Source organism: Treponema sp. OMZ 803, from assembly GCF_024181165.1.
Taxonomy (GTDB): Bacteria; Spirochaetota; Spirochaetia; order Treponematales; family Treponemataceae; genus Treponema.
Map to the genome: position 1 here is coordinate 2,525,613 of NZ_CP051195.1, position 26,802 is coordinate 2,552,414.

Below are 26,802 nucleotides of genomic sequence, written 5' to 3' on the forward strand. Positions count from 1 at the left end.
ATATCATCTTTGCCGGAGTGGTGGAATTGGTAGACACCAGGGACTTAAAATCCCTTGACTGGTAACGGTCGTACGAGTTCAAGTCTCGTCTCCGGCACTTCTTTTCATGGAAGTCACGAGCAACCCCGCTTTTTAATATATTTTCTTATCTGTGCTTTATTCTATGTCTTGAACTATTATACGCGACTGCGTCTAATCTATTGTGAACTTATCGATGGTACGTTTCTGCATTCCATTAAAAATCTCTTCCGACTTTTGCACTTAATTTTTTTTCTTGTTTTCCGATATTGTCTGTATGAAGCTATGGGAGGATCTTATGAGAAAATACCATGTACTGTCAGCTCTAGTGGGGGCATTGTTGTTATTACCCCTTGGAGCGGAAGAATTACTCACAGCAGAAACTTATGCATCTTATTACGGAGAGGCTTTTAACGGCCGGCCGACGTCAAGCGGCGAAATTTTCGATATGAATGCCTATACGGCAGCCCACAAAACACTGCCGTTCGGAACTTTTCTTGAAGTAACCAATCTTGAAAACGGGAAAAAAGTGGTGGTACGCGTAAACGACCGCGGCCCATTTGTCCCAAACCGCGAGATAGATTTATCAAAAGCTGCAGCTAAATCCTTGGGGATGATTAGCCGCGGTATCACACGAGTTTCGATTAAAAGGGTTGATTCGCTTGATCATGCAGCACTCGTTGCAACAACTGATGTTTACAGCGACACAACGACGGAATCCGCACCGAAAGGAGCTCATCCCGTTACCGATTCCCAGCCTGAAGCGGTGCCTGTTCAGAAGGAGGCGGTGTCCGATATGCCAGTTAAAGGCTCCGACACAGCGGCAGAAACGGCACCGTCTAAAGCGCCACAAGCTCAAGCATCGCAGCCTAACACAACACAAAGACAACCGGCATCTGTAGATAAACAAACGGCAAAGCCCGACGCCGTCAAAGGTGTTGCAAACCGTTCAGCTTCCGCACAACCGGCACAAACTCCGGCGCAGGTTTATTCACAAGGTACTTCAGGCGTGTTGTGGAGAATTCAGCTGGGCGCTTTTGCACGGGAAGAAAATGCACTGCGGCTTGTTGTCCAACTAAGAAAAGCAGGATTCGACCCTGCGTATGAGCGTACTGAAAAATCGGTACGGGTTGTCCTTCCGGGTATACAACCTGACGATCTTGAAAAAGTAAAAGAAGCACTGGCAAATCATTCTTTCACCGATTACGTAATCAGACAGGAAAGCTGGTAAGCCGATTTTTTTATCAAAGTAAACGTATCAGACAAATCGACAACTCCATGACGCAAGGTGCCGGGGTTGTCGATTGTTATGTGCTATACCCATTTAGTGAGGAGTGTTACATCATTTCTTCTTGCTAATACGACATAATACACCTATTACTTGTTGCGCTATAGTTCTATTTTCGGCTTTTGCAACGTATGAAATTTTTCTATAAATATCTTTAGGACATTCTCTTACTTGTAATACAGGCATACTCCGCCCCCCATTGCATACAATTCACAGCTACTTGTATGTTATATCAAGTAATTGCGGTCTTTGTTCATTTCTTCAAATTCTTCACACCGCAACGTGTTCATACAAGGAATGTTTTTGTCTGATTTATTTAATTCCTTCAATCTTTGATTTAAACATATCTCATGTTTAATTCCATCTACAACTTCAGTTTTGCAATATTTGCAATTATTCATAGAGTCTTCCTCCTAAGTATAAAAAACAAACTTTTACTTAGTTCAGTAAACACTGAACTAAATTTTATAGGAAAAATATATTGGATGATTTTTTCTCGCAACACAAACATACCAGAAGCAATATTTATCCAACATCCTTTGAAATACCAACCGTCGTCATGTTTCCATTTAAGTCGTACTCAAAGTCCGAAACGGGAGAGACGCTCTGCGCCAATACCGGTATCAAACCGATACCGCTGATCAAAACAGCAAGCAGTACCGCCATAGAAAAAAGTTTTTTGTTCATTTTTATAGCTCTTTATACAGTAGGTAATGATTCTGGCAAATCGCTATTACAGTACCGGCATTTAACGGCGGCTTTTTTTATATCTTCTCCGCAGTACGGGCAGGTTTTGTATTCATCAGGATGCGTATGTGCATTGTGTTCGGTATTTTCCGCTGCGGGTTGCGTAGGATGCGGCTCGGATAGGTTGCTGTTGCAGTAGCGGCACACGACGGCAATCTTTTTTATTTGTTCGCCACAGTAAGGGCAGATTTTTACATCGTTGTTCGGAGCGTTTTGAGTACCGTCCGCTTGAGTTTGCGCGACTTGTTTTGCCTGCTTCTCTTTTTGAATTGCTTTGTATCGCCATACGGCGCCGTCGGGGTTATCCGCCTGTAAAGAACATTTAGACACATATCCCGACTTTATCAGTTTCTCTTTAAGCCAGTCGTTACCGTTTATACCGTAGACAAGCGATACGCCTATCAAGCCAAATCCAACGGTAATAAAAGAAATTAAGTCAAGAATTATACCTATCACTGCTTGCAAAGATAAACTATGATACAGCGCCCAAAAACCGTCAAACAAAAACGCGGGCCATGACCAACCTTTTTTTACCGCCTTAATGTCTCCTGAAGGATGTTCATAAATAACAAATGTTTTCATCGGTATCTCCCGTTTAAAAATAAGCAAGACGACTTATCCGCCTGCCTGATATTTCGTATTCTTTACACGTCTCGCTTACAGTACCGGCACTTAACGGCAATCTTTTTTATCTGTTCGCCGCAGTAGGGGCAGGTTTTGTATTCGGCATCGGGGATTTCGCCGTTTATACCGGCTGCCGTTTGTTCGCCTACTTGCCCGTGCCCTGCAGCGGTTCCTTCCGCCATATCGATACTTGGTTCTGCAGCTATCGGGGCATTTTTAAACTCCATAACGGCAATGTCCGCATTATCGGCTTGCATAATGCCTGCAAATTGGTACCCTTCTTTTAATAGTTTTGTTTTGATCCAAGCATTGCCGTTCTTTCCGAAAGAAATAAATACAAAAATCCCAATTAGTGAACATATCGCATTTAGTGTCTGTAGAGCATCCTCATTAATACCTAGCATTATTAAGAACAATAAGAATAGATAAAAAAAAGCGCCGCTAAATCCAAATATTATGTATGGGATAGGCAGCTTTTTATATAATGCCCAAAAACTGCCAAACCAAAAGGCCGGATGTGACCAGCCTTTTTTTACCGCCTTAATGTCTCCCGAATCGGGGTGGACATACATAAAAAAATCTTTCATCGTTATCTCCTTATATGCTTAGGATGTCATTTATATTTAGAATATTTATCATATTCAATAATGAAGTATTTCCCGTATGAACCGACATCAAAACTGTTGGTGATCGCTGCCGCACTCTGGTAGGTTTTAAGCCTCTTAACAGAGTCCGCACCATCCCTACCGTAATGATTTGCCTGAACTTTATCGGAAAATAAGCCGCTGAATGGAATATTGGTAACGGCAATCCCTTTGACACCGTGGACACGATATTCCGGCCGATAGGTTATAAGAAGGGTAAATCCGTATTCCTGCGTGTATACCAATCTGTCTTTTGCATACTTTCCGTCGTAATTTATAACGAAGTCTTTATATAGAAAGGCGAGGCAGCCGAATATTACAACGCCAAATACCGTAATGCGTCTACGTCGCTTTCGCTCTTCCTGCTCGGTATTTTTAGGTCTGGTATATGCGTTTATTTTATCGGGCGGAATAAAATCCGGATGCGAAATATTCCATATCTGCGCCGGCTGCGTGTTTTGTGTTGCTTGTTGCTCTGTTGTCCGTGCCGATGCACTTCGGTGTTCCAGTTGTACCGGTGTTTCATCTTGTACTTCAACTTTTTCTACCGCCTCTGCTGTTTTTACAGTTTCTGCCGCAGTTTCAATTGTTGCAGCCGATTCTTCCTTGGGTAAGTCGCTATTACAGTACCTGCATAGTATGGCAATCTTTTTTATCTGCTCACCGCAGTAGGGGCAGATTTTGTATTCGGCACTTTGTTCCATCATTGTATCTCCTCTGTTATAAATCGTATCAAATAGGATTACCGGACTCTTTGACTCGCAAAAATATGTATACGAGTTCGACGATTTTTATATAATGGTGTTTGATCTGCTATTTATACAGATAATAAATAGTTGTTTTATACTGCCGCCATTTTGCAAAATATTCATTTATCACAACATACTCATAATCGACGGTTGCAATGAGCGCCACGCTGACATCGCAGCCGCGCTGTGTCATTAAAGCCTTTACGGAAGATGCCAAATCGGTATTGGGGTTATACACTTCTATATTGTCAAAATCGATAACGTACCCGAGTTGCTCAACCCAGCGAGGGACAATATTGTTGTATATGTCGGAAGCATCTCCGTCATGATATGTTATCGTATCGTACAGCCAGTAATGCAATTTATATCCTTGCACAATCGCATAACCGTCTTGTTCGCAGTATGAATCGGCAAACGTGTCCGATAGCCATGAATCAGCCTTTGCACCGTAAAAACGCCGACCATTCAGAGTTACTACTTCGGTATATGCCCAGTCATACATCGGTGATGCTTCTTGCGCAAAGCATAACGCTGTAATTACAATAAACAGTGCAATCATTATTCGATTTTTCATCTTTAATCTTTCCTCATATAACTTGAATTAACTGTTATCTTATCCCCTGCATCATCTTCTATTTTGACACAGATTATAAAGCCTTCTCTTATACCGGAATCAGGGGCGGTCGTATCTATTAAAATACTGTACACTTCATTTTTGGCGAGATAATATTCCTTAAGCGCTTCGCTAAACAGCCATATTATTTCTTTGGACAATTTCCGAGTATTGTGAACGCTATATCCTAGCCCGCGTGCTCCAGCTTGTAGCATATCCACCGTGCTATCAAGTAAATTACCATCCGTATCATCTCCGATGAAAGTGATTGAAGCTTCTCCGGAATATCCTGTTTCGTCGTCGTAATAGTATTTCCAGTTTTTAGCATGCGCCGTTCCGATGAAAGCAAGCAAACACATGCATGCGATAATCTTTTTCATAGCAACGCCTCCTTTATAGCAAAATTATTTGCCCCCTATCTTCGCTTATTTTGCAATTCACGAATTTTTTCATTTAACCCTTTTTGACCGGGAATTCTGATAGTCGGGCCTATTTTTACTGCAAAATTCTTACTGGTGGGATGGAACATTGATGCTCTCAGAAAGTATGCAGAAGCACTGTCAACAGGTATTTCGGAAGAAGTAATGAATGACCCTATGCCAAATGTCCCTATACCGGAAATACTTATTCCGACACTGCGGGTAAAATAGTATTTAAGATCCAAATCGATCGGTACGGTAAAAGAGACAAATGATGACCTGCCGAATATACTGGCAGAAAGCCCAATACCACCCGCCGCAGTAAGATAAAAATCTTTTACATTAAAAGTATAACCAATAAGAAGATATCCAGACAAAACCGACGAAAATGCCGCATACGGTTCTCCCCATTGCTTATGAAAAGGTTTCTTTAATGTTTCAACTATTTTGCTACCTAGCGCCAAATCGGCACCTACCATATATGACCAGCGGATAGGGGGCTGCGCGACCTGCAACCAGTCTATACCGAACGTAAATTGGTTGGTTTTTCGTGAAGCATTGAGGCTATAGTAAGAATAATTATACCCTATGGAAGGAGTAAGCAGAAGGACGCTGTTATTTGTTAATAAATCCGGTGCGGGATATTCTTTTCACATTTCACGATTAGGAAGATGTCCGTTTTTCACAACATAGTTAAACAGTTTCATATTAGCTGGGCTGACAAAACGACCTGCTTCACCGTATGCATTCCATTCATCGATATCCATGACTATATTATCAGGATGCGTATTGATCTGTTTTATAAAAAGCCCATTTTTAGAAAGCTCCCAACCGTGCATTGCAACAACATATACGGTTCCTTCGCCACTTTGCGGTTCAACATCAACGGCATGGCCGCGGATATTCAGTTGATTATATGCATGGTGCAAGGTGGGATTACCGACGAGCTTGCAATCAATGCGATAATACTTGCACAGCGCATAGAAAAGGAGAGCATAATCCTGACAGTCCACGAATTTATCATAGTTCATATTGTTGGCGGTTTTAACTGTACGGAAATACTGCGCTGCTTGCGGATTATTTGTACCGGAGGGATTATTGTACTCGAGCACTTCGGCAATATACGGAAGAATCTTATCTTCTATAATATTATGCTCTTTTATTGCTTTCGGCGTATCAATAAGAAAAGCACCGCGTCTATCTACTGTCATACAGGATATTGCTAAAAGGCAGTATATTACTGCGAACGCAGACATCATTATCCAGCGCTTTAGTGTTTTCATAACGTTCTTCCTTATAGTTGCTTACTACCTATTTCTTAACCTTCCCGTTCGGAAATTCGGTTAATCAACAATCCACATACGAACGGATACCGAGTCTTAACTAAAACCACCTAAATCCCGATAGAAAAAAGTATTTCCTACCAGGATTAGTTCATTAAAGGAGACAAAGCTTCTCGCAGTATTTTTCAGCCGTTATTTTTTATACGACTAACAATAAACATTTATTTCTTAGCCGCTTGACCTTTTCCTCCAAGCCTAAACGAGGGACCTACTTTTAAATTGAAGATATTGGCACTTCCGACTGGCAGGCCTGAAAAAATGGAAGGAATCTCGTTAATCGAAACACCGATACCGATCATATTCGTAAAAAAGTATTCAAAACCAACATGAAAAGCCAAGCCTACCGTAATTGCTGTGGATACAGCCTTTGCCTCCGTAACTTCATAACCGAAGGTACCTACGGCAAGTCCGCCTGCTAAACGGAGATATGCATTGTCTTTTGCAAACTTAAACGTATATCCCGGCATTATCCGCGAATTCCATGCTAGCCCCTTACTCACGCTCAGACCTACAGAGTTACCATCAACCTTAGTTGTTACTTTTCCAAAATACTGAAAATCATTATCCATGCAAAGCGTAAAGCCCGAATCCGTCAGGTACGAAAAGTCAAAACCGACCCCAAAGGGAACCATAGACACAGAAGACTTTTCCCCTGTTGAGCCGGAATAATAGCTAAGTCCAAGTCCCGGCACCATAACAAATTCTGCAAACGCATGTGCAGAAACCAACGCAAGACAGAAAAGCATAATAGCAATTTTCCTCATTTAAAAAAAACTCCTTTTTGGTATTAACCATACCGTAAAAAATTATAGACACCCTCTATTCCTATTTTAGAGGTTGTCATTGTAACTGCAAAAAATATGTTACGTTTCGACGTAAAATACCCTATGCTTTTTCGAATTGATACATGGGAGTATCCGTTGCGCCATCCAATAGTGTAAGGATATTCCCTTCAATCTTGTATTTAAATTCCCTATTGAAGAGCATTTGCAGTCCTGGATTAGTAAAACCGGTAAATGTTATTGTATTCCCTGTTATTGTATATGTACCGCTGTCAGACACCTCGACACCAACAGTACTAGTATATGTAACTTTCCCGTTTTTAAGTTGTAAAACCAACTGACCGCCATTAGCCTTCCAACGACCCTCGATACTTGATGCAGTATTTCCGCCTCCGGAACCTAAACCACCCCCTCCGGGAATGCCGCTCCCTCCGGCGGGAGCCCCCTGCCAGCACGCGGTAACCACGAATGCTGTACCGATAAGAGCCGCAAACAGCGCGGCTGTTAAACTAGATTTTTTGCTTTTCATATAAAGCTCCTTTCAAAATACTTTCTTCCATATTACCTCAAAGTCAAGAGGAAAATTCAAGATAGGCAGGGCAAATATAACGGAAATACTTAAAGCAGACGTATTCTTTCTATATGAAATTTCGGAGGTGTAAGGGGAGCAGCAGTAAAGTTAGCGAGAAAGTTCAATTCTTTGACAATTATTACGTGTATTATTATATTTTATACGTAGGAGAGGGCTATGCAAAAAAAACTGACACTTAATATCGACGATGAACTCATTAACTTCGCCCATACGTATTCTCGTCAAAACGGTTTATCCATTTCAAAGTTATTTGAACAATATTTAAGCAAATTAAAAATAAATAATCAAACGCAGCCGCTCCAGTCAAAGGTGCAGGCTTTATACGGAATCTTTCATAACTCACCCATTCCGGATAAAAACGAATTAAGGCAAATATTCAATGAAAAAAGTACTCATTGATTTAAATATCATTCTTGATTTTTTAAACAAACGAAATTTTCATCAAGAAGCTGCGCGACTCATTAATATGTGCGCTGAAAGTGTATTAACGGGCTACATTTGTGCACATGAAGTTACAACATTATCATATTTCTTATTCAAAGAACAAAAAGATAAAAATAAAGTAGTAACTACTATTTCAACATTGTTTGATATTTTTCAGATTATTCCAATTGATGAAACAATACTGAGAACTTCATTACTATCACCAATAACGGATTATGAAGACGCATTAATCGAAGCCAGTGCCGTTAAATTCAATATTGATTATATACTTTCCCGCAATATTTCCGATTTTAAATTATCACGCATTCCGACATACACACCTGAACAATTTTTTTTATTCGTGCGGAGGGTTTAATACCCCGACGCTTGCGTCGTAACAAAGGGTATTAAAGCCGACTGCAACCACCTTATGAGAACAACAACCCCGACGCTTGCGTCGGGGTTGTTGATTGTGATAGGGAATGGATATGACAGTACCGTCTATTCCCGAAATGCAACTTCCAAGTGTCTTTTTTCTTTTACACAATCCTTTAGATAATAATTAATTATATTCTGATACGGCATACCTGTTTCCTCTGCCATATTTTTAAAATAATTGATTACTTCGTCATCAAGACGGATGGTAATCTGTTTCTTTAATTTATCTGCATAGGGATTTTTGATTCCGTTTGAAAAATCATAATCGTCTCTCATATTAATTACCTCCGTATTGTTTTGCTTCCTGTAAATTTGCTTTTCTTGCAGAAATTATTCTGATTCTGTCATTTTCTCTATAGCAATGACAAACGAGCAGCATATGCATTTCTGAACTCAAGCCAAGCATAATAAACCGATCTTCATCTATATTTGAATGATCAGGATCTGCAATCAATATTGCATTTTCATCATAGAATACGGTTTTTGCTTCCTCAAAAGTTACTTTGTGCTTTGCGTAATTCAAATCTGCTTTTACCGGATCCCATTCAAAAATTATTGAATCCATAATTATATTATAATTCCCCCTTTGCTTTCGTCAATATAAAAAGAGCTGTTCCATGATCTGCCGATTATCGATGTAATACCGTATGATAACTTCGGTAAAGGAAACTTGAAGCTACGGAAACAAAATTATCAAACTGCCGGACATCTTGTTTTTGCACTGATGAGACTGTTTGTCCGTAATTAATTATTAATTTATACCTCTATTCACCGCAACTCTAAACAACTGCGCAGCAAAACGATTGACACAGGCGGCAGCCTCATGTTTATCGGCAACGGGAGCGGGATGTTCGTAGCGGAAATAGATGCTGCCGTCTTGACCGATAAGACTGAGCCGGATGCTGCTTTCGGTACATACTGCCGTGATGGAAAACGGCGCGTGTTTGGAAACCGTAAATAACGATTTGTTTAAAGCGGCGGCGATGCGTTTCTCGGTTCGTTTGCTAAAGCGTTCGTCTGAACCGGTACAGGTCAGCGTAACCGGCAGCCGTATCCAATGTTCGGGAAAGCAGGCGGGATTACTTTGCAACAGCTCTTGATAGAGCGCCGTTTTCAGTTCGGTGTTTCTCGTGCAGAGTATCAGCGCCGCCACAGTTTGTTCCCGCAGTTCTTTCTCCCATACGGGGTCGAGGGCATCCAGCGCTTCCCGCAGCAGTTGTTCATCGCGGAGCAGGATACCTTTTTCGGCAATGTATGACGGACGCGCCTGCGGAATAACCGAAGTTTCCAGCACTTCCGCACGGCGTAAATACCGCCGCGCCTTAAACGGTACCGATTGAAACGCCCGATAATAGAAGCTATTTTTATACAACCCGTGTGTATTGCCGTCCGTATCCGCTATCGTGTACTCCTTTGCCAATTTCAAATTATGTATACTAAAAGCCGCTCGATAATATCGAATCAAAGCAGAATACTTTGTAAGATTTTTAGACCGAACAAAAAAATCCTTGGCGCTTTCAGGTATCCGCATCTTTTCCGCCGCATATTTTTTTTCATATAACGCCTGATAGAGTCCGTACAGTTCGGTATAAAACTGCGCGGTACTCATCCCAAAGTTCGCAATCCACGAATAGTCGGTAACCCGCTCGATCTGTGTAATATAACGTTCCGCTTGCTCCCAATGCCCCATCCGCAGATAGATTTTTGCAAGATTGATCAGCGGCAGCGGCGTATAATTATCTTTTGTCGATTGCGCATAATAGGCAATCGCACGGTCAAAATTATTTTTCCGCTCTTCAAGCTCTCCGAGAATCAAATATCCCGATGAGCGTGAAAAATAGTCGGAAGCATTGCGGGCGTCTTCTTCAGCTTGATCAAAATGATAGAATTCGGTTTCCAAGATCGCCTTGTTGTAGGAATACACCGAAGCCGAGTACAGCGAATCGTTTTGCAGCGCGAGTTCAATGCCTTTCCGGTAATAGAGCGCCGCATTCCGATAGTCGAAGAGTTCTCCGTACAGATTTCCGAGCGCGTTCGCAATACAGCCGTCGTCGCCGTAGCTGCTGCGGGCATCGAGCATCGCTTTAATCCCTTCATCGGTTCGGTGTGTTTTAAAACAAAGCCATCCGTACGTTGACCATCCGAAAATATCGGTAGGATTATATGAAAGATATTCATGCAGGAGACCGCGCGCCTCATCTGCTTTATTCAACGCCGCTGCTGCGCTCGCTGCGCCGTACAGGAGTTTGATGTTATACCGATTGATACGCAGGCCTTCGGTAAAGCGGCGGTATGCGGGTTCGTACAGTCCGTTGCTAAAATACATATCGCCGAGCTTGAGTTGGAAGAGTTCATTTGTCGGGTATCGCGCGATACCTTCTTCGAGCAGCGCAGCAACAGTATCCCAGTTTTCAGCTTGCACCGCCGCGTCCGCTTTTTGCAGCAGCTCATCAGCGTTCGATGTGCTTGATGCAGGGAAGAGGTACAATGGTAATAGAAACAAAACCAGCACGAGGAGCAGCCCGTTCCGTGATGCATGGCCGTTATGATGTTTATCGGTCTGCCGGTATTTTCGGTATTGCGCTTTCATTTGCCGTCCCTCCGACTTCGTTTCCAAGCGTTTTTTCCCTGCTTTTTCTCCGAGTGATAGAGCTGCTTTGCAATTACAACATCTTCGCCGGTACAGGAGGGGGCAAATTTTGCTTTTTGAGTGAGTGCGTAAAAAGCATCGCTCGGATGCTTATGGAGCCGTTTCAGCGTGAGAATGATTTTCCGGTTATTCCTTGAAAATCTGATAATCAGGTACGGATAGGCACGGAAGGCGCCGTACAAGAGAATCACAACGAGTACAGCAATGCAGAATAGTATTCCACGGTGCATTTTGAAGAACTGCGAAACACGATGAGCAACGGTTTGGGCTTCTGCGGCCGAAAGCGTTTCGCCGTGCCTGATACGGAGCGTCGAGCGGTTTAATAGGATTTCGTCAAGGAGCTGCGTAAATTGATCGCCGCCTGCCTGAAAAGAAAAATCGAGCGATTCACCGTCTGCAAGCTGTTCGGTGGTCGGGTCTATGTCCACCCAGCCGAGATAGGGGAAAAAGACTTCCACCCACGCATGAGCCATATTCGCCCGCACCGGATAATAATTGAGGATGCCCGATTCAGGCTGTAGAAAAAAACCGGCGGCAAGCCGCGCAGGAATGCCGAGGCTACGGAGCATGAGGCAGTACGCAAAGGCGAAGTACGAGCAATAACCCTTTTTCGACTCGGTTACAAAATACCGGAGCTGATCGCCGTCGGGAGCCTGCCCGGGCCGAAGCGAATATCGATACTCACCCTCGCGGAAATAGTCGAGCAAGGCGTAAACCTTATCATAGTAGAGCGCAAAGGGAGCGGTAACCGATTCTGCGATAGGAAAGAGCAGCGCCTTTGTGCTGGAATCTACGGACGTATAAAAACGCAAGGCTTCCGCCGACAGCCCCTCTGCCGGATTTCCCGACGGAGGCTCCGCCGTAATAAGGTCGAGCGGCACGCCATGCAGCACCTCGCTTTCCGCCTTGTAAGCGCCTTTAAAACTCACCGTGTCCCAAACCGTATACGGCGTTACCGACAGCGGATAATCGAGCGCGACAAGAGAATCGGGATCAAGGTTGACGGTAAATATTTCTTGACTGACCCGCTCGCGGCACAGAAAAGACTGATGCGGAAGTTCCGCCGGTTGCTGAGTAATCCGCAGCGGCTGCTCCGGTTCGCCGGGCGCCGACTTTTCGTAAAAACCTTTTTGCGGACTCCAGCCTGACAGGTACATACGGCGGAACAAGTGTGAATCATATTCCTGATCAACATGCACCACCATCACCAGATTGGTGTTCATTTTTACTTCATCCTGCAACTGCAAAAACTGAGAAAAATCGAACTCGAAAAGCTTTTGTTCAAGCAGTCCGCCGTTATTACCGACGGAGCCTTTATTAAATGTCCTGATAAGGAGCGCGAGCAAAACCGCCGTTAAGCCGATAAAGATGAATGCAAACGCTGCGAACCGTCTGCGTTTTAAAAACGGAATACAGAGCAAGGCTGTTTGAAGCAGCATGAAAACACCGACAAAGCCCGCCGCAAAGATCGGATGGGAAAAGGCTGTCAGACGATAATGCTGCTGCGGAAAAAACAGCAGGGAGAACACGAGAATAGCAACAAGCGGTTCATAGCGCCGCCACCGTTCGGTAGAAATGAACAGTGCTGTTGAGGTAACGCTGATGAAGGCGGTGAGCGCAAGTAAGCCGAATATCAGCTTGATGCGCAAAAAGAGAGTATCCGCAATAAGCTGCGGTATCAACGCGAGCAAGCCGAGGACACATGTAGGGATAAGCAGCGCGGCGGAAAAGCCGATAATCCCCGCCGCTTCCGCACGAATTCCCTTTCTATACAGAAAGTGAATTACCGCCGTGCAGCAAAGCCCCCATACCGGCAACGCCGCTGCGGGTAGAATACCGGCAAGGTAGCGGTACGGTACCGAAAGGAGCAGCAGGAGTGAACAGATACGGAGCACGGCGGCAGGTTTAGAGTAGTTCTGCATGACAATTTCCTGCGGTAAAGATACGGAGTGCCCGTTCGGCAGCTTCCTGTACTTTTCGATAAAAAGCATCCTGCCGTGCGGAAGCGGCGGAAGAATACAGCAGCCGGTGTATCCCCCTCCGGCTAAGAACACGATGCGCTAGCTCATCAGCCTGCATACAGTTTTCCGATACCGGCGGCACGGCAACGCAAAACAACGTTTCAACGCCGCTCCGGCTGTAAGCGGTGATTTTCCGGTAAGCGGCAATATTTTGGTAAGCTGCGATGTGTTCGCCGCCGCCGGTTATACCTTCTGTATGCGGTGGGCGAAACGGCGCAACAGACGCATTTCGAAGGACGCCTCCGGTCGGCATATAGCAGTATAACAGTTCCCCGCCGTCCGGCACTGCACTAAAGACCGCCGCCGCATCGGGAAGCGCTTCCGGTGAAGCACGGAGCGCCGGTATGGCTAGCAGAGTTTGTATCTGCGCAGCAGCAGCGGACGCGCCTTCCTCGGTTATCTTGTACCGCTGCAAGGACTGCTGCGGATAATCATATAATAGAAGAGAGCATTGGATACCGGCATTGAGCAGCTCTATAATCACGCCGGAAAGGCGGCCGATAAAGGCGTCAAACACGGAGGCTGTCAAAGCTCGTTCTTTTTTTTTAACGCACACCGGCTCTTCTATATATATCGTTAAGCGCTTAACCGGCGGCGGTTCAAAAGCACCGAGCTTTATGGAAAGCGTATTGGTATGTGCATAGAGCTTCCAGTGAATTTTCCGCGGATCGTCGCCGGGAAAATACGGACGGGATTCATAGAGTTCATGCGTGCGCTCTTGTGAGGGAAGGTCGTTTACGGCACGGGAACGGAGGTCGGGAAATACCGCTTTTTGCGGCGGAATCACCGGCTGTACTACAATGTAGGGCACGGACAGGCAAGGCGGCTGCGTATATGCCGCGGCAAAAAAACCGGCAAAGTCCCGGATATTGAGATACTGCCGTTTATAAAAGTACCGTCCGCGGGTTAGATTTTCAGGATGATATTTTGTTTGTATTCCCTGCAAGGGGATGCAAAGACGTGCGGCCGTTTCTGCGGTAGGATCAGGCGATAGTGAAAACTCAATGGTATAAAAGGCTGCGGTTCCGGGAATACAGTGCGGGAAGGTCTTTGCAGATTCGGACTGAGTCGCTTTGGAACGGGCGGGAGTAACCGTAAAGCCGCCGCCGTCTGAGGCAAGGTCAGGCTCTTCCGATTTCCAACACAGGGCGCTAACCGCTACAGCGGTGACAGCAAAACCGGCATAGAGCATAAGAACCCCGCCGCATACCGCGCTCAAAAGCTCTCCGCGGAGCAAGCCGCTTATTAAGAGCAGCGCACCCATCACGGTGTATACTGCGCCGTGCCTCGTAATCCGTATCCGCATCATGCCTTATTGTGCCTCAGCCGGTTTTGTCCAATCCGTTTGTTTGTCGGCGGTGCGGATAACCGCTTCGGTAATGCTGCTGATGAGTTCCGAAGCCGCGCCGTCGCCGGTTTTTATCAAACATCGGTGCGCAAGGACGAGGGAGCTAAGCGTGCGGATATCTCCGTCCTCAACCCAATTGCGTCCGTTGACAAGCGCAAAGGTGCGGGCGAGGTACAGCAAATGCAAACCGGCGCGGGGAGAGGTTCCGAGCTTAAACGCAGGATGAGCGCGGGTCTCTTTTCCGATTCGCGCGATTATCTTTTCGAGTACGGGATGCACAAATACCTGCCGCTGTTCTTCCCGCGAAGCTGCGATATCCTCTATGGAAACAACCGGCGTAACCGGCTCCGGTTCTGCAGCGGGAAGGTGTGTTTGTTCATGCAGCAATTCGGTTTCCGCTTCTTCATCGGGGTAGCCGATCGACAGGCATACACTGAACCGATCCAGCTGAGCGGCGGGAAGCGGATAGGTACCTAAACTTTCCACAGGGTTTTGCGTAGCCGCCGTAAAAAAGTAAGGGCTTAACGGACGGGTTACCGTACCGGCGGTTACCTGCCGCTCAGCCATCGCTTCCAGCAAGGCGGACTGTACCTTCGGCGGGGTGCGGTTCAGCTCATCCGCAAGCAGGATGTCTGCGAACACCGGGCCTTCCATAAATTCAAAGGTATTCAGCCCTGCATTAAAGACTTCCACGCCGGTGATGTCGTAGGGCAAAAGGTCGGGGGTGCATTGGATACGCCTGAACCGCGCCGGCTGCCCGTCTTTTTCGATGAGCGCTGCAAATGTTTTTACCAGTGTGGTTTTTCCGACGCCCGGCACATCCTCTAAAAGAACATGCCCGCCGGTCAGATATGCGGTAATAAAAAGCCGGAGAACATCCTTCTTTCCTTTAATCGCTTTTTCCAGTGCGGAAAGAAGCCGTTCCGCCGTTTTTTCGGTATTCATAGCGGAGATTATAGCATAGTATGCGGAACACCTCAACTTTATAAAAAGAGGTACTGTCCTATCCTATTCGTGATGATGTTCCCCATGATGATTGCATTGAGCATTCGGATCATCCTGTAATGTGCCTGTTAAAAAAGCTGCGACAGCTTCATCCGGGGAGCCGGTAATTCCCGCCAGCTGATGAATTCCGGCGTTATTCAGCGCATCAATCGCACCCTGTCCGCGGTTTCCTAAGATGAGCGTTTCAACTCCAAGGCTTTTAAGATAGGTTGCCAAATCGTGATGACCGAAACCGCCGTTATCGATTACTTCAGTTTTCGTTACTTTTCCAGCTTCAATTGTGTAAACCTTAAAATGCTCTGTTTTTCCAAAATGCTGGAAAATTGAATTCGTTAAAATATCATAAGTCACTGCGATTTTCATATTGGTTGAGTGTATCATAATTCATGAAGGCTGTCTAAAGGTTGGTATAATCATCGAGGATCAATACCCCTCACGCTTTCCCAGATAATCCGATAAAACCGGTCACCCCATATCTATGCAGCGCCGCATTTTTTCAGTATGATGACTGGATGGTCGAATTATTAGCACCGGCGGGGAATCCCGAAGCATTGGAAGCTGCGATTGCGGAAGGGGCGGACGCCGTTTATTTAGGTTTAAAGAGCTTTAATGCCCGTATGCGGTCTTCAAACTTTGCGTGGAATCAGTTTGAGGCAACGGTTGATGTACTGCATAAGCGGAATAAAAAAATATATGTTACCGTCAATACGGTTGTAACCGAGAATGAGATGGAGCGGCTCTATCGGTTCTTGGCATATCTCAACAATGTCGGCTCGGACGGCATCATCGTGCAGGATCTCGGGCTGATTCAGATGGCACACAAACACTTTCCGAATCTCAAGCTCCATGCTTCTACGCAGCTCAATATTGCGAGCGCAAAGGCAGCCAATGCGATGAGCCGCTGGGGGGTGTCGCGGACGGTTCTTGCCCGGGAACTGAGCTTGGAAGAAATCCGTGCCGTTCATGCAAACACCTCCTGCGAGCTGGAAGTATTCGTACATGGGGCGCTCTGTGTCAGCGAATCAGGCTTGTGCCTTTTTTCGAGCTACCTCGGCGGAAAATCGGCGAACCGCGGGATGTGTACCCAAGCGTGCCGCCGCCTCTATACCGCGCATGAGCCGGAGGGCGACCGGGAAGGCTACTTTTTCTCCCCTGCGGACTTACAGCTCATCGAGTATATCCCCGATTTGATTCAGGCAGGTGTTGCCTCATTTAAAATAGAAGGAAGAATGAAAAGCGCCGAGTATGTCGGCACGGTGGTTTCCGCCTACCGGTATGTCATCGACAACTGGGAAGCCGATAAAAAGGCGGCGGTAGAAACAGGCAAGCGTATCTTAGCGAACGACTTTGCACGGAAAAAGACAAGCTACCGCTTTAAAAGCACCAGTGCGGAAGAAGTGCTCAACCCCGATCAGGCGGGCGGCACCGGTATCTACCTCGGCATTATCGACGGCATTAAAAAAGGTGCCGTGGAGGAAGTCCCGTTTAAAGACGGCACGAGGGCGGTACACTATGTACAGCTGAAAGACGGACATTATACGCCGGAAAAAGGCGACTCGGTGCGCATTCATAAGAAGGACGACAGCGGACGCGAAAGCTGGAAAATTCAGGATATAATGGAAAGCAAATCCGGCGCATGGCTGCAACTGCCTGCGGATTCCGGCAAAGGCGACAGCGTATATCTCTTGCAAACCAAGGCGATGACCAAACGCTACCCACATTTGCTGCCCGCCTCGCTCGAAAAATACCGCAAACAGCCCAACGACGAAGCGCTACCGATGCTAACGCTCGAAGCAGGCTTCCCGACGCTCGGCGATACAAGCAAGTCCGCGCCCTCAAAACCAGTAACCGCAACACCTGCCGGAGCTGCACTGCCGGCGAAATCAGCGGCTGCGACAACCGCACCATCTGCGACACCCGTCAAAAAGAGCCTTGCGAAAAAGCCTGCGGATATCTTCCCCGAAGGGCTCTACGTTCAGGTTTCTTCCATTGCGGATTTGCATACTATCCTTGCGGATAAACCGGTGCGGGTCATTATCAATTTGAATGAGGACACCTATCCGGCGCTGACTGGACAACAGCCCAATCCGCAACCGCAAAATCAGCAGCAGGCAAAACCGCTGCCGTTCTCCAAACGGGAAATTTTTATTTCACTTGATCCCTTTGTTCCGCAAGAACAGGAACTGATCCTTGCGGAGCAGCTTGAACAGCTAACCGCACAGGGGTATACGCAATTTATCGTGAATAATCCGGCGCATATTTCCATGCTCCGCAATAAAAAGAACTTTTTGGTCGCGGGACCGTACCTTTATACCTTTAACTGCTGGGCGGTTTCGTGGCTGCAGGAGAACGGCATCTGTGCTTACATTCCCCCAGCCGAAAGCTCTCAGGCGAATATCGAAACGGTGTTTGCGCCGGAGCTGCGCCCGCAGGTACTGCTGCCGCTTTTTTCGTATTCCGTGCTGTTCAGAATGCGCTTTACGCTGCCGAAAAACTACAACTTCCTCTACTTTTCCGACAAGCAAGGTGAGGCGTTCAGAGCTTTTTCTACACCGTCCGCCTCTTTTGTGCTATCCGACAAGCCGTTCTCGGTTGTAGACCGCTACCACGCCTTACAGCATCATCAGTTCTCACGCTTTTTGCTGGATTTTTCGCATACGAGCGTTGAACGCCGCGCTTATCGGTTTATTTTACAGTCGCTGCGAAACGGCACTCCTCTCCCCGACTCGGTGCGCTTTAACTGGAAGGAAGGCTTCTACGATCCGCAGCGGGTGGAAGAACTCAAGCAGCTGGGACAAAAATCGGCGGCAGAGCGCGGCCCCAAAAACTCCGGCGGACGAGCAAAACCGCCTAAAGGACGTTCACAGAACCGCCGGCACAATCAGACACACCGGAAATAAATAATCCCGTCTCTTCATCCCGATGCTGTACGATAATCGATGCATCGGGGGCATTGCGCTCGGCTAAACCGCGCTGTATCAGCGGATAGAGCTTTTCGTGCGGCTTTTGATTGCGGTACAGGATAAGCAGCAATGCCTCATTTTTGAACGCATCCATCATACAAAAATCGCCGTCACTGTCGCCCGCAACAAGGATGGGAGCTTTCCCGCCATGCCGCGGAGCAATCAACGTCCGTATCGCCTCCGCCTTTCCTTCCCGCCACGTTTGTGGAATGGAGTAATCCCGCTCATCAGTAAACACGCCGTCGGCATTCCGCAGCCGCCGTCTGCCGAACACTTGTTCGGGACGGAGACAATAGCCATACGCAGGATTACAGGCAAACACTCGCACGCCGTCCTCCTGCGAGGCGGAGCAGATGTAGGGAGTAATATCGTGTTCTTCAAAGCGGCGGAACAGCGCCCGTATTTCCGGCTGTATCCGTATACCCTTCCGGTACGTTGCGGTAACGACACCGGACAGCCCTGCCTGCCGCACGGGTGATACGAGCGTGTATTGTTTTATTTCAGCGGTAAGCGCTTCAGCAATCGTTTTTTCTACAAGACTATTTAATTCGGGGAGCGTCATGCCCGTACATACCGATTGAGAAATATCGGTATCGCAGACCGTTACCGCATACCGCATCAGCGTCAGAATTTTTGCCTTAAAATCAAGGTACTCCTCGGTTTGCACGACTTCCTCAAGCGGGAGCGTTCCGTTCAAATGTTGATATGCATGATATAAGAACCGGTAACGGTCATCCAAATCCGCTGAAAGATCGGCTGCAGTGAGCTGCCGCCCTTCGCTATTAAAGCAGCCGACGAGCGGAATATCCTGCGGAATTTCGTGCCGAATGGTAACGGCAAACTGTTCGGGCGTCAGATTGAAGCAAAGGTGCTCAAGCTGATACAGAAAAAGACTATCCTGTATATCATAGAAGATACACGTATAATCCCAATCAAAGACGGCATAGTTGTCCGCACAAGCTTTTTCCGCAATCAAGCGTTCCAACCGCAGTTTGTTCTGTGGTTCCCAATTTCCGGTTAATGTCGGTCTATTTGTTTTATCCATCATTTTAGTTTCCATGCCTGATGTTCCGGTGAGGTTGTCCTGAAATGTCCGATTATCTTATTTGAGTAAAACCTGTGCGCTGTGCCAGCTCAGTGTCGCGCATTTGATGCGGGCAGGCATTTCGGCAAAATAGCTGAGAATCTGCGCATCACCGAGGCTCTCCAATTCTTCCTCGGGCTGCGGCTTTCCTGCCATCATATTAAAAAACACCTCAAGGCAATGCTGCGCCTCTTTAACCGTTTTGCCTTTGATTAAATCGATCAGCATATTGGTAGAAGCGGTTGAAACCGCACAACCGGCGCCTAAAAAAGAAGCGTCCTCAACAATCCCGTCCTTTTGCTTAATCAGCAAAGTTAAATCGTCGCCGCAGCTGGGATTATGCCCGCGCTCAATGCCGGTCGCTCCGTCCAACTGATGTTTATGTTCGATTCTCCGCGAATAATCCAATAATGTTTGTTGATATACCGTCTCGATGCTCACGTCCCGCTCCTCTATTGCTATCACCTAAAAGATTCAATCTAAAAAGTTCGGTGATAATTTTACACAAAATAGTTCCATTAGTATAGTAAATCATGTTAATGAAGCATTACCGCAATACAAACTTATTGAAAGATAAATACGCTCAATAAGCTAGCTATGCTTCCACAAAAGGGCTATCATAATCAGATGAAATTCACGTTTCAGATAGAAACAAAAACGCGACTCGACATTTTCCTACGTTCGGAACTTGTTCAGGCCGTATCCGTTCCGGTTGAAAACGCTTCTATTACGCCTCTGTCAAATTCAAAAATACGGCGGATGATTATCGCAGGAGCAGTCAGTGTTGACGGACTACAGATTCGCCGCCCTTCATATGAGCTTTTGCAAGGGCAGATTGTCTGCGCCGAATTCGATAAAGAAAAATTCTTCTTTGAAAAACAGGCGGATGATATTGCCTTTGAATTGACTGCCGCTGATGTGCTTTATGAAGACAACAATTTGATTGCCGTGAACAAGCCGGCATTTTTTCCGACGGAAGAAACGATTGTCGGCGGCGAAAAGCGGGACTGCCTGCACGCGGCGGTTGTACGCTACTTATGGACAAAAGCCGCGCTCCGAAATCCTCCTTACGCAGGGATCATGCACCGCCTTGACCGCGAAACCAGCGGCGTTATTATGTTTACAAAAAACCGCGCTGTAAATGCTGCCGTTCACGAAATATTTGAAAAACACACCGCGCAAAAAATCTACCGCGCCGTATGTGCCGTTGCAGGAAACAAGGGAAATACGCAGCGATACCGTAATTTGGAGAAAGGCTCCAAGTTTTTTGTAGAGAATAATATCGGGCGCATAAGCCCTAAAAGCACACGGGCAAAGTGGGGAGAGCTGAGCACGACGCACGGCGGATTGTATGCGCGCACGGAGTTTACAGTTTTGGAACGCTGCATGATCGGCGGTATTTCTGCCGTCAAGATTGAAGCGCGTCCGCTTACGGGACGCACCCACCAGATCCGCGTTCACCTTGCGTCGGTCGGTTTGCCAATTTTAGGCGACACACTTTACGGCGCACCGGAATACAAGCGCACAATGCTCCATGCACAAAGCTTGATATTCTCGCATCCCATTAGCAAAAACACAATGACGGTGAGCGCACCGCTGCCGGATGGCTTCTAGCGGCAGCCGGTCTACTCAAAAAGGCTGCCGGTCTGCGCCGCTGACGCCGGAATTTTTAGTCCGAGATGGGTGTATGCTTTTTCCGTAACCATACGTCCGCGCGGAGTACGCTGCAACAGTCCCGTTTGAATAAGGTAGGGTTCGTAGTAGTCTTCAAGCGTATCTTGCGACTCCCCGATAGAAATCGCAAGGGTCTCCGCCCCAACCGGTCCCCCTCCGTAGTTTTCGATGATAGAGCGGAGTATCTGCCGGTCATAGTTTTCCAAACCGAGCCGGTCGATGTGCAATTTTTCCAATCCCTGCGCAACGGTTGTTTCGCGGATAGTATCACTGCCTTCGATAAACGCAAAATCCCGCATACGCCTCAGCAGCCGATTGGCAACGCGTGGGGTTCCGCGGGAACAGCGGGCAAGTGCAACGGCCGCTTTTTTCCCGATGTTAATTTCGAGGATATCGGCGGAACGCATAATAATGGAAGCAAGCTCTTCGTCGCTGTAAAATTCAAAGCGCTGCACGATCCCGAACCGGCTAATAAGCGGACTGGAAACCATACCGGCACGAGTTGTCGCACCGATCAGCGTAAACGGCGGCAGCGGAATACGAACAGTCCGCGCCCCCGGCCCTTGCCCGATAATCCAGTCAAGCTCATAATCTTCCATAGCGATATAGAGCATTTCTTCGATGGCGGGCTTTAACCGATGAATTTCGTCGATAAAGAATACGCTCCGTTCGGACAGCGTTGTCAAAATACCCGCCAAATCCTTAGGTTTATCGAGGGCGGGGGCGCCGGTGATCTTGCATTCAACGCCAAGCTCTTGCGCGGTAATTTGCGCAAGGGTAGTTTTTCCCAGCCCAGGAGGCCCAATCAAAAAAAGGTGATCAAGGCTCTCTCCCCTACTCCGCGCCGCTTTGATAAAGACCGACAGGTTTTCTTTGATGTTTTGCTGTCCCTGAAAATCCTTCAAAAGCTGCGGGCGCAACGCGCGGTCTTTTTCATCCCCCGCACGCTTTTCTCCGCGTATAATGCCGAATTCATCTATTTCATTATCCTGATATATTTCGCCGTTCATCTGCATTGCTAAAAGATACTCATCGTATTAAAATAGTAGGAACCTCTAAAAATCTCGTTTTTTTGAGGTTTCCCTTACATGTAATTTGAGTTATGCGTTTTTCTTTTTATTTACTTTTTCCATAAAGCGGTCGACATTGATAATCGCCCGTTCATGAATACCGCTGCCTATCACGCCGCGCTCATCACGCGCTTCAACCTGAAAGGTCAGAAATTTCCCATTTGCATTGATCTCTACCAATTCGGTATGGATTGAAACCTTCATCCCCTCAGGGGTTGCATCAAGATGCCGTACATCCACATGGGTACCGACCGTTGCCTGCCCCTCGTCCAAATACGGCATCACGCTGCGCGTTGCCGTATCTTCCATTCGAGCAATCATAGCCGGTGTCGCAAATACCTCCACCGTCCCGCTCCCCACCGCAGTTGCGAGCATCTCCTTTGTAACAACAAAGGTATAATCTCCTTTAATCCCGACTTCCATAGCTGCCTCCAACTAGTTGTACATCAGGGTAATCGCATTGGCACTATTTCAAGCGATTGCCTTGCTTTTTACATAGTTATAGCCGAAAATACAAATCTATGCCAGACAAACAGGAGCCGTTTCGCTATAATATCCGCTATGAATTTTCGTTATTCGGACTATGACGTAATTGTCGTCGGCGGAGGGCACGCGGGCATTGAAGCCTCGCTCGCTGCCGCGCGGATGGGCGCACAAACCCTTCTTATTACACAAACGGTTGATACTATCGGCAGGATGTCCTGCAACCCCTCGATTGGCGGCGTTTCCAAAGGCAATATCGTGCGGGAAATAGATGCCCTCGGCGGCGAGATGGGAAAACTCGCTGATGCTTGTATGATTCAATACCGCCTCCTCAATAAAAGCCGCGGGCCGGCAGTGCAATCCCCCCGCATTCAGGCGGATAAATTCTTATATGCGCAGACTGCGCAGTACACCCTCGAAAAAGAAAAAAATCTCCATATTTATCAAGATACGGTTGTTGATGTTATCTCCTCGCAGACTGCAGAAAGCGGGCTTGTAGAAGGTGGTAGCGTACAGGCGGTACTGACGGCGCGCGGCAGGACAATTTCCGCACGGGCGGTGGTGCTTACCACCGGAACCTTTATGGAAGGGAAAATCTACATCGGCGAGTTCGAAGCTGAAGAAGGCCGCCTCGGCGAAAAAGCGGCGATTGGGCTCGGTACCGCCCTTGCACGCAAGGGCTTCACGATGAGCAGGCTCAAAACCGGTACCCCCTGCCGCGTACTGAGGAAATCAGTCGATCTTTCTCAGCTGGAAATACAGGAAGCGGATGCGGTGATGCGTCCGTTCTCCTTCGACACGGCGGAAATATTTCGCCCCTCGGCAGTGTGCTATGTCTGCTACACCAACGAGCATACCCACGAGGTTATCCGGCAAAACTTTCACCGCTCGCCGCTTTTTTCGGGGAAAATTCACGCAACGGGCGCCCGCTACTGCCCTTCCATCGAGGATAAGGTACGGAAGTTCCCCGAACGCACGCGGCACCAACTGTATATCGAACCGGAAGGCCTGATGAGCGATGAGCTGTACATCAACGGATTTTCATCTTCGCTGCCGGAGGATGTGCAGGATCAAATGCTCCGCACCCTCACCGGTTTTGCCGATGCCGTAATCACCCGCCCCGCGTATGCAGTCGATTATGCAGTTGTCTCTCCGCTGCAGCTGGGGCCAGACTTACAAACCCGCCGGATCGCAGGGCTTTTTACCGCGGGGCAGATTAACGGCACCTCCGGCTACGAAGAAGCGGGCGGCCAAGGCCTCATCGCCGGAATCAACGCAACGCTGTACGCCCGAGCTTTCAGCCACAGCAGCGCACAACCGGCAGCCTACGAACCGTTCACACTCCGCCGCGACGAAGCCTACATTGGCGTAATGATCGACGACCTTATCACGCAAGGGGTCGATGAACCCTACCGAATGTTCACCGCCCGCGCCGAATACCGGCTCAAGCTCCGGCACGATACTGCCGATGAGCGGCTCACCGAGCGTGCATACCGCATCGGCTTGCAAAAGCAAAGCTCCTTTACCCGCCTGCAGGAAAAACTTGCACAGCGCGGTGAGCTTATTAAACACTGGCGGGAGGTGAAAATTACCGGCAGCATTGTGGAGGCGGAACCCGCGTTGCAGTGTCATCTCGGCAAGTCTTTCGCCGACGCGCTGCACGATCCGCTCATTCCGCTTGAGCTGATCTGTCGATGCGATCCCGCAAGTGCACAGTATTCCGAGACAATTAAAAACTCGGCGGAACTTGAAATCCGCTATGAGCATTACATTATTGCGCAGGATAAACGAATTGATAAAATGAAGAAGATGGAAACGAGCCGCATCCCGCCGAATTTTAACTACGATGCGGTTTCGGGGCTTTCGACGGAATCGCTTGCACGCTTAAAGCGGGTAATGCCCACAACAATCGGACAGGCAAGCAGAATTCCCGGCATCCGCCCTTCGGACATTATGGTATTGATGGTCGCGATAAAATAAGAAAAGATTAGTTTCGTATATTCTCCGGCTAATCGCAGAGAAGACGAATCACCTAGCCCCGCACCGCCATCAGCATCTCAGCATCAGCATCGGTAATAAGCCCGCATTCCAGCATATCGTAGAGTTGATCGCTGTTTGTCTTGCCGAAGAACAACAGATCATCGGTACCGAGCCCTATCGGAATTCCCGCATCGATCATTTTTTTGATGGGGTGCTCTTTTAAACTGGGGACGGCGCTCAGCATCACGTTGCTCATCGGACACACATTACAGCGTATTTTACGATCGGCTAAAAATTTCAGCACCGAATCGTCAGAAGCGGCTCCGATACCGTGCTGCACTTCATCCAACTCAAAAAATTCAACGAATTTACGAACCGATTGTGCATCCGAAAATTCTCCGATATGCGCTTTCTTTTTGATATTATGTTTTTCGGCCAGTTTAAAGATATAACCGAAATCCTCGATCCCTTCAAAAACCTCGGGGCCATATAAATCGACATTCTTAAATACCTTGCTTTCAAAAAGCGGATATACCCACGTGCGAATAAAATCTCGGTCGAGTGTTTTCGGAATACCGACTTCGGGGCGTATTTCAATTTGTTTTTTGTATTTTGATACAAGCCTCGAAACATCCGATAAGAACTTATCAATATTGTTGTCGTAATGCTTTATAAAACCGATATCAATTGACGTTTCAAGCCAAACAACGTTGTCGGCAATCGCATCCTGAATGGACATTTCGAAAAGGGCTTTGACGTCTTTTGCCGTTTTACAGCGCGGGCGGGTATAAGAACCGATTACTTGATGCATTTCATCGAGACCTGCCATTTTGCGGGGAAAATTCGGAATAACCACACCCGCCCAATGCTTGTAGTGTTCATACTTCATGCTCAAATTAAGATGATTATGCGTATCCGACTTTGGTCGCGATTTTAAATACTCAATATCTTTCATTCTAAAACCCTTTTTGCGCCTCTACTGATATCCGACATGCATATTCCGACAAGCCGACGGTATAATTATCGGTAAATATCGGGAAATCTTGAAGCCCCTGACTCTTATAGTATTCGCCGGAATATCCTCCGAGATACTCCGCAAGTATATCATTTGTACGGCATCAATACGACAGTTTCAATTCATTCACTCACCATGCTTGAGAAAACAGCAATCGATCGGCGCATCTACCCCTTAATTATTTTGACGCCGCTACTAGTGCCAATCCTTGAACACCCTGCTTCAATATATTTAAGCGCATCCTCACGACTGCGAATACCGCCTGACGCCTTAATCTTGGTATCTTTTTTGAGATATTTCTTAAATAAAGTGATATCTTCAAGCGATGCTCCGCGCGGACCGTAACCGGTAGAAGTTTTAATAAAATCCGCCCCGGCCTGTTCAACCGCAACACAGACATTTGCAATATCCTTTTCGGACAAATAGCAAGTCTCCACAATGACCTTTAAATGAGCTTTTTTTGCATGGCAGATTGAGGCAAGCGCAGCAATTTCTTTTTCAACATAGCTTGTATTGCCTTCCAGCAATTTTCCGATATTAATCACCATATCGATTTCGTCAGCGCCATCTTTTAACGCTTGTTCAGTCTCAGCACATTTTACTTGGGTTGTCTGTGTGCCGAATGGGAAACCGATAACGCTGCACGTCATAACATCGGAGCCTGCAAGTTCTTTTTTTACCAACGCAACATTGCAAGGATTCACACAAACCGAAGCAAAATGATATTCCTTCGCTTCTTTGCACAAAGTAACAAGCTCTGCCTCGACGGCATTAGGCTTTAATAAAGTATGATCGATATACTTATTTAATTCCATGTTATTCTCCTAAA

30 protein-coding genes and 1 tRNA gene are annotated in these 26,802 nt (G+C 46.9%); 7 read left to right on the forward strand and 24 right to left on the reverse strand.

Annotated features, from left to right (window positions below):
- The first annotated feature begins 11 nt into the window (after positions 1-11).
- Together ABH09_RS11520 and ABH09_RS11525 are read left to right on the forward strand one after the other, a co-directional pair.
- Positions 12-97, forward strand: a tRNA-Leu gene (locus tag ABH09_RS11520).
- Between the two features lie 219 nt (positions 98-316).
- Positions 317-1,249 carry a septal ring lytic transglycosylase RlpA family protein gene (locus ABH09_RS11525; RefSeq protein WP_253714524.1) on the forward strand — a complete coding sequence of 311 codons (933 nt, stop codon included), beginning with the start codon at positions 317-319 and terminating at the stop codon, positions 1,247-1,249.
- A gap of 111 nt (positions 1,250-1,360) precedes the next feature.
- Here ABH09_RS11525 and ABH09_RS12880 read toward each other — a convergent pair whose 3' ends face one another.
- From ABH09_RS12880 to ABH09_RS11575, 11 genes are all read right to left on the reverse strand, one after another.
- Positions 1,361-1,492 carry a hypothetical protein gene (locus ABH09_RS12880; RefSeq protein ID WP_256481805.1) on the reverse strand — a complete coding sequence of 44 codons (132 nt, stop codon included), beginning with the start codon at positions 1,490-1,492 and terminating at the stop codon, positions 1,361-1,363.
- A 339-nt stretch (positions 1,493-1,831) separates the two neighbouring features.
- Entirely contained in the window at positions 1,832-1,993 is a 162-nt protein-coding gene (locus ABH09_RS11530) for a hypothetical protein (protein WP_253714525.1), read from the reverse strand.
- Between the two features lie 12 nt (positions 1,994-2,005).
- Positions 2,006-2,635, reverse strand: a complete 630-nt coding sequence (locus ABH09_RS11535; protein ID WP_253714526.1) for a zinc ribbon domain-containing protein — start codon at positions 2,633-2,635, stop codon at positions 2,006-2,008.
- Positions 2,636-2,697: 62 nt separating this feature from the next.
- Positions 2,698-3,264 (reverse strand): hypothetical protein, encoded by a 567-nt coding sequence (locus tag ABH09_RS11540; RefSeq protein ID WP_253714527.1) that lies wholly within the window; start codon positions 3,262-3,264, stop codon positions 2,698-2,700.
- A gap of 26 nt (positions 3,265-3,290) precedes the next feature.
- The gene (locus ABH09_RS11545) at positions 3,291-4,028 is read right to left on the reverse strand and encodes a zinc ribbon domain-containing protein (protein WP_253714528.1); all 738 of its coding nucleotides are present in this window, start codon (positions 4,026-4,028) and stop codon (positions 3,291-3,293) included.
- Between the two features lie 106 nt (positions 4,029-4,134).
- Positions 4,135-4,644, reverse strand: coding sequence for a hypothetical protein (locus ABH09_RS11550; protein ID WP_162664429.1), 510 nt, complete (start codon positions 4,642-4,644; stop codon positions 4,135-4,137).
- A gap of 2 nt (positions 4,645-4,646) precedes the next feature.
- The gene (locus ABH09_RS11555) at positions 4,647-5,063 is read right to left on the reverse strand and encodes a hypothetical protein (protein ID WP_162664430.1); all 417 of its coding nucleotides are present in this window, start codon (positions 5,061-5,063) and stop codon (positions 4,647-4,649) included.
- A 35-nt stretch (positions 5,064-5,098) separates the two neighbouring features.
- Positions 5,099-5,566, reverse strand: coding sequence for a DUF2715 domain-containing protein (locus ABH09_RS11560; RefSeq protein ID WP_371922113.1), 468 nt, complete (start codon positions 5,564-5,566; stop codon positions 5,099-5,101).
- Positions 5,567-5,752: 186 nt separating this feature from the next.
- A complete protein-coding gene (locus ABH09_RS11565; RefSeq protein ID WP_253714529.1) occupies positions 5,753-6,313 on the reverse strand; it encodes a DUF2715 domain-containing protein in 561 nt (186 codons plus the stop codon).
- Between the two features lie 293 nt (positions 6,314-6,606).
- The gene (locus tag ABH09_RS11570) at positions 6,607-7,209 is read right to left on the reverse strand and encodes a DUF2715 domain-containing protein (protein ID WP_253714530.1); all 603 of its coding nucleotides are present in this window, start codon (positions 7,207-7,209) and stop codon (positions 6,607-6,609) included.
- Between the two features lie 121 nt (positions 7,210-7,330).
- Positions 7,331-7,756, reverse strand: a complete 426-nt coding sequence (locus tag ABH09_RS11575; protein WP_253714531.1) for an META domain-containing protein — start codon at positions 7,754-7,756, stop codon at positions 7,331-7,333.
- A 219-nt stretch (positions 7,757-7,975) separates the two neighbouring features.
- Here ABH09_RS11575 and ABH09_RS11580 point away from each other — a divergent pair, with 219 nt between their 5' ends.
- Together ABH09_RS11580 and ABH09_RS11585 are read left to right on the forward strand one after the other, a co-directional pair.
- Positions 7,976-8,218 carry a DUF6364 family protein gene (locus tag ABH09_RS11580; protein WP_253714532.1) on the forward strand — a complete coding sequence of 81 codons (243 nt, stop codon included), beginning with the start codon at positions 7,976-7,978 and terminating at the stop codon, positions 8,216-8,218.
- Positions 8,199-8,618: a PIN domain-containing protein gene (locus tag ABH09_RS11585; protein WP_253714533.1), complete on the forward strand. Its 420-nt coding sequence runs from the start codon at positions 8,199-8,201 to the stop codon at positions 8,616-8,618. The genes ABH09_RS11580 and ABH09_RS11585 overlap by 20 nt, the downstream gene beginning before the upstream one ends.
- A 125-nt stretch (positions 8,619-8,743) precedes the next feature.
- Here ABH09_RS11585 and ABH09_RS11590 read toward each other — a convergent pair whose 3' ends face one another.
- From ABH09_RS11590 to ABH09_RS11620, 7 genes are all read right to left on the reverse strand, one after another.
- On the reverse strand, positions 8,744-8,956 hold the full coding sequence (locus tag ABH09_RS11590; protein ID WP_016522635.1) for a BrnA antitoxin family protein: 213 nt from the start codon (positions 8,954-8,956) through the stop codon (positions 8,744-8,746).
- A gap of 1 nt (position 8,957) precedes the next feature.
- The gene (locus ABH09_RS11595) at positions 8,958-9,245 is read right to left on the reverse strand and encodes a BrnT family toxin (protein ID WP_253714534.1); all 288 of its coding nucleotides are present in this window, start codon (positions 9,243-9,245) and stop codon (positions 8,958-8,960) included.
- Between the two features lie 186 nt (positions 9,246-9,431).
- Positions 9,432-11,270 carry a tetratricopeptide repeat protein gene (locus tag ABH09_RS11600; protein WP_253714535.1) on the reverse strand — a complete coding sequence of 613 codons (1,839 nt, stop codon included), beginning with the start codon at positions 11,268-11,270 and terminating at the stop codon, positions 9,432-9,434.
- Positions 11,267-13,252, reverse strand: coding sequence for a transglutaminase TgpA family protein (locus ABH09_RS11605; RefSeq protein WP_253714536.1), 1,986 nt, complete (start codon positions 13,250-13,252; stop codon positions 11,267-11,269). The genes ABH09_RS11600 and ABH09_RS11605 overlap by 4 nt, the downstream gene beginning before the upstream one ends.
- Positions 13,236-14,660: a DUF58 domain-containing protein gene (locus ABH09_RS11610; RefSeq protein ID WP_253714537.1), complete on the reverse strand. Its 1,425-nt coding sequence runs from the start codon at positions 14,658-14,660 to the stop codon at positions 13,236-13,238. Before ABH09_RS11610 ends, ABH09_RS11605 begins: the two co-directional genes overlap by 17 nt.
- 3 nt (positions 14,661-14,663) lie before the next feature.
- Positions 14,664-15,644, reverse strand: coding sequence for an AAA family ATPase (locus ABH09_RS11615; RefSeq protein ID WP_253714538.1), 981 nt, complete (start codon positions 15,642-15,644; stop codon positions 14,664-14,666).
- Between the two features lie 63 nt (positions 15,645-15,707).
- On the reverse strand, positions 15,708-16,067 hold the full coding sequence (locus tag ABH09_RS11620; RefSeq protein ID WP_253714539.1) for a NifB/NifX family molybdenum-iron cluster-binding protein: 360 nt from the start codon (positions 16,065-16,067) through the stop codon (positions 15,708-15,710).
- A 149-nt stretch (positions 16,068-16,216) separates the two neighbouring features.
- Here ABH09_RS11620 and ABH09_RS11625 point away from each other — a divergent pair, with 149 nt between their 5' ends.
- Entirely contained in the window at positions 16,217-18,604 is a 2,388-nt protein-coding gene (locus tag ABH09_RS11625) for a peptidase U32 family protein (protein WP_253714540.1), read from the forward strand.
- On the opposite strand, the gene ABH09_RS11630 is transcribed toward ABH09_RS11625, so the two are convergent.
- Together ABH09_RS11630 and sufU are read right to left on the reverse strand one after the other, a co-directional pair.
- On the reverse strand, positions 18,555-19,715 hold the full coding sequence (locus ABH09_RS11630) for a haloacid dehalogenase-like hydrolase (RefSeq protein ID WP_253714541.1): 1,161 nt from the start codon (positions 19,713-19,715) through the stop codon (positions 18,555-18,557). The genes ABH09_RS11625 and ABH09_RS11630 overlap by 50 nt on opposite strands.
- 54 nt (positions 19,716-19,769) lie before the next feature.
- Positions 19,770-20,192 carry a Fe-S cluster assembly sulfur transfer protein SufU gene (gene sufU / locus ABH09_RS11635; protein ID WP_253714542.1) on the reverse strand — a complete coding sequence of 141 codons (423 nt, stop codon included), beginning with the start codon at positions 20,190-20,192 and terminating at the stop codon, positions 19,770-19,772.
- A gap of 186 nt (positions 20,193-20,378) precedes the next feature.
- On the opposite strand from sufU, the gene ABH09_RS11640 reads away from it, so the two are divergent.
- The gene (locus ABH09_RS11640) at positions 20,379-21,365 is read left to right on the forward strand and encodes an RluA family pseudouridine synthase (protein ID WP_253714543.1); all 987 of its coding nucleotides are present in this window, start codon (positions 20,379-20,381) and stop codon (positions 21,363-21,365) included.
- An 11-nt stretch (positions 21,366-21,376) separates the two neighbouring features.
- Here ABH09_RS11640 and ruvB read toward each other — a convergent pair whose 3' ends face one another.
- Both ruvB and ABH09_RS11650 read right to left on the reverse strand, forming a co-directional pair.
- Entirely contained in the window at positions 21,377-22,435 is a 1,059-nt protein-coding gene (ruvB, locus tag ABH09_RS11645) for a Holliday junction branch migration DNA helicase RuvB (RefSeq protein ID WP_253714544.1), read from the reverse strand.
- Positions 22,436-22,525: 90 nt separating this feature from the next.
- Positions 22,526-22,918: a thioesterase family protein gene (locus ABH09_RS11650; RefSeq protein WP_162664497.1), complete on the reverse strand. Its 393-nt coding sequence runs from the start codon at positions 22,916-22,918 to the stop codon at positions 22,526-22,528.
- 138 nt (positions 22,919-23,056) lie between these two features.
- On the opposite strand from ABH09_RS11650, the gene mnmG reads away from it, so the two are divergent.
- The gene (gene mnmG / locus ABH09_RS11655) at positions 23,057-24,958 is read left to right on the forward strand and encodes a tRNA uridine-5-carboxymethylaminomethyl(34) synthesis enzyme MnmG (RefSeq protein WP_253714545.1); all 1,902 of its coding nucleotides are present in this window, start codon (positions 23,057-23,059) and stop codon (positions 24,956-24,958) included.
- A gap of 52 nt (positions 24,959-25,010) precedes the next feature.
- On the opposite strand, the gene ABH09_RS11660 is transcribed toward mnmG, so the two are convergent.
- Positions 25,011-25,913 (reverse strand): amidohydrolase family protein, encoded by a 903-nt coding sequence (locus ABH09_RS11660; protein ID WP_253714546.1) that lies wholly within the window; start codon positions 25,911-25,913, stop codon positions 25,011-25,013.
- Positions 25,914-26,140: 227 nt separating this feature from the next.
- Positions 26,141-26,788 carry a deoxyribose-phosphate aldolase gene (deoC, locus tag ABH09_RS11665; RefSeq protein WP_253714547.1) on the reverse strand — a complete coding sequence of 216 codons (648 nt, stop codon included), beginning with the start codon at positions 26,786-26,788 and terminating at the stop codon, positions 26,141-26,143.
- Positions 26,789-26,802 lie beyond the last annotated feature (14 nt).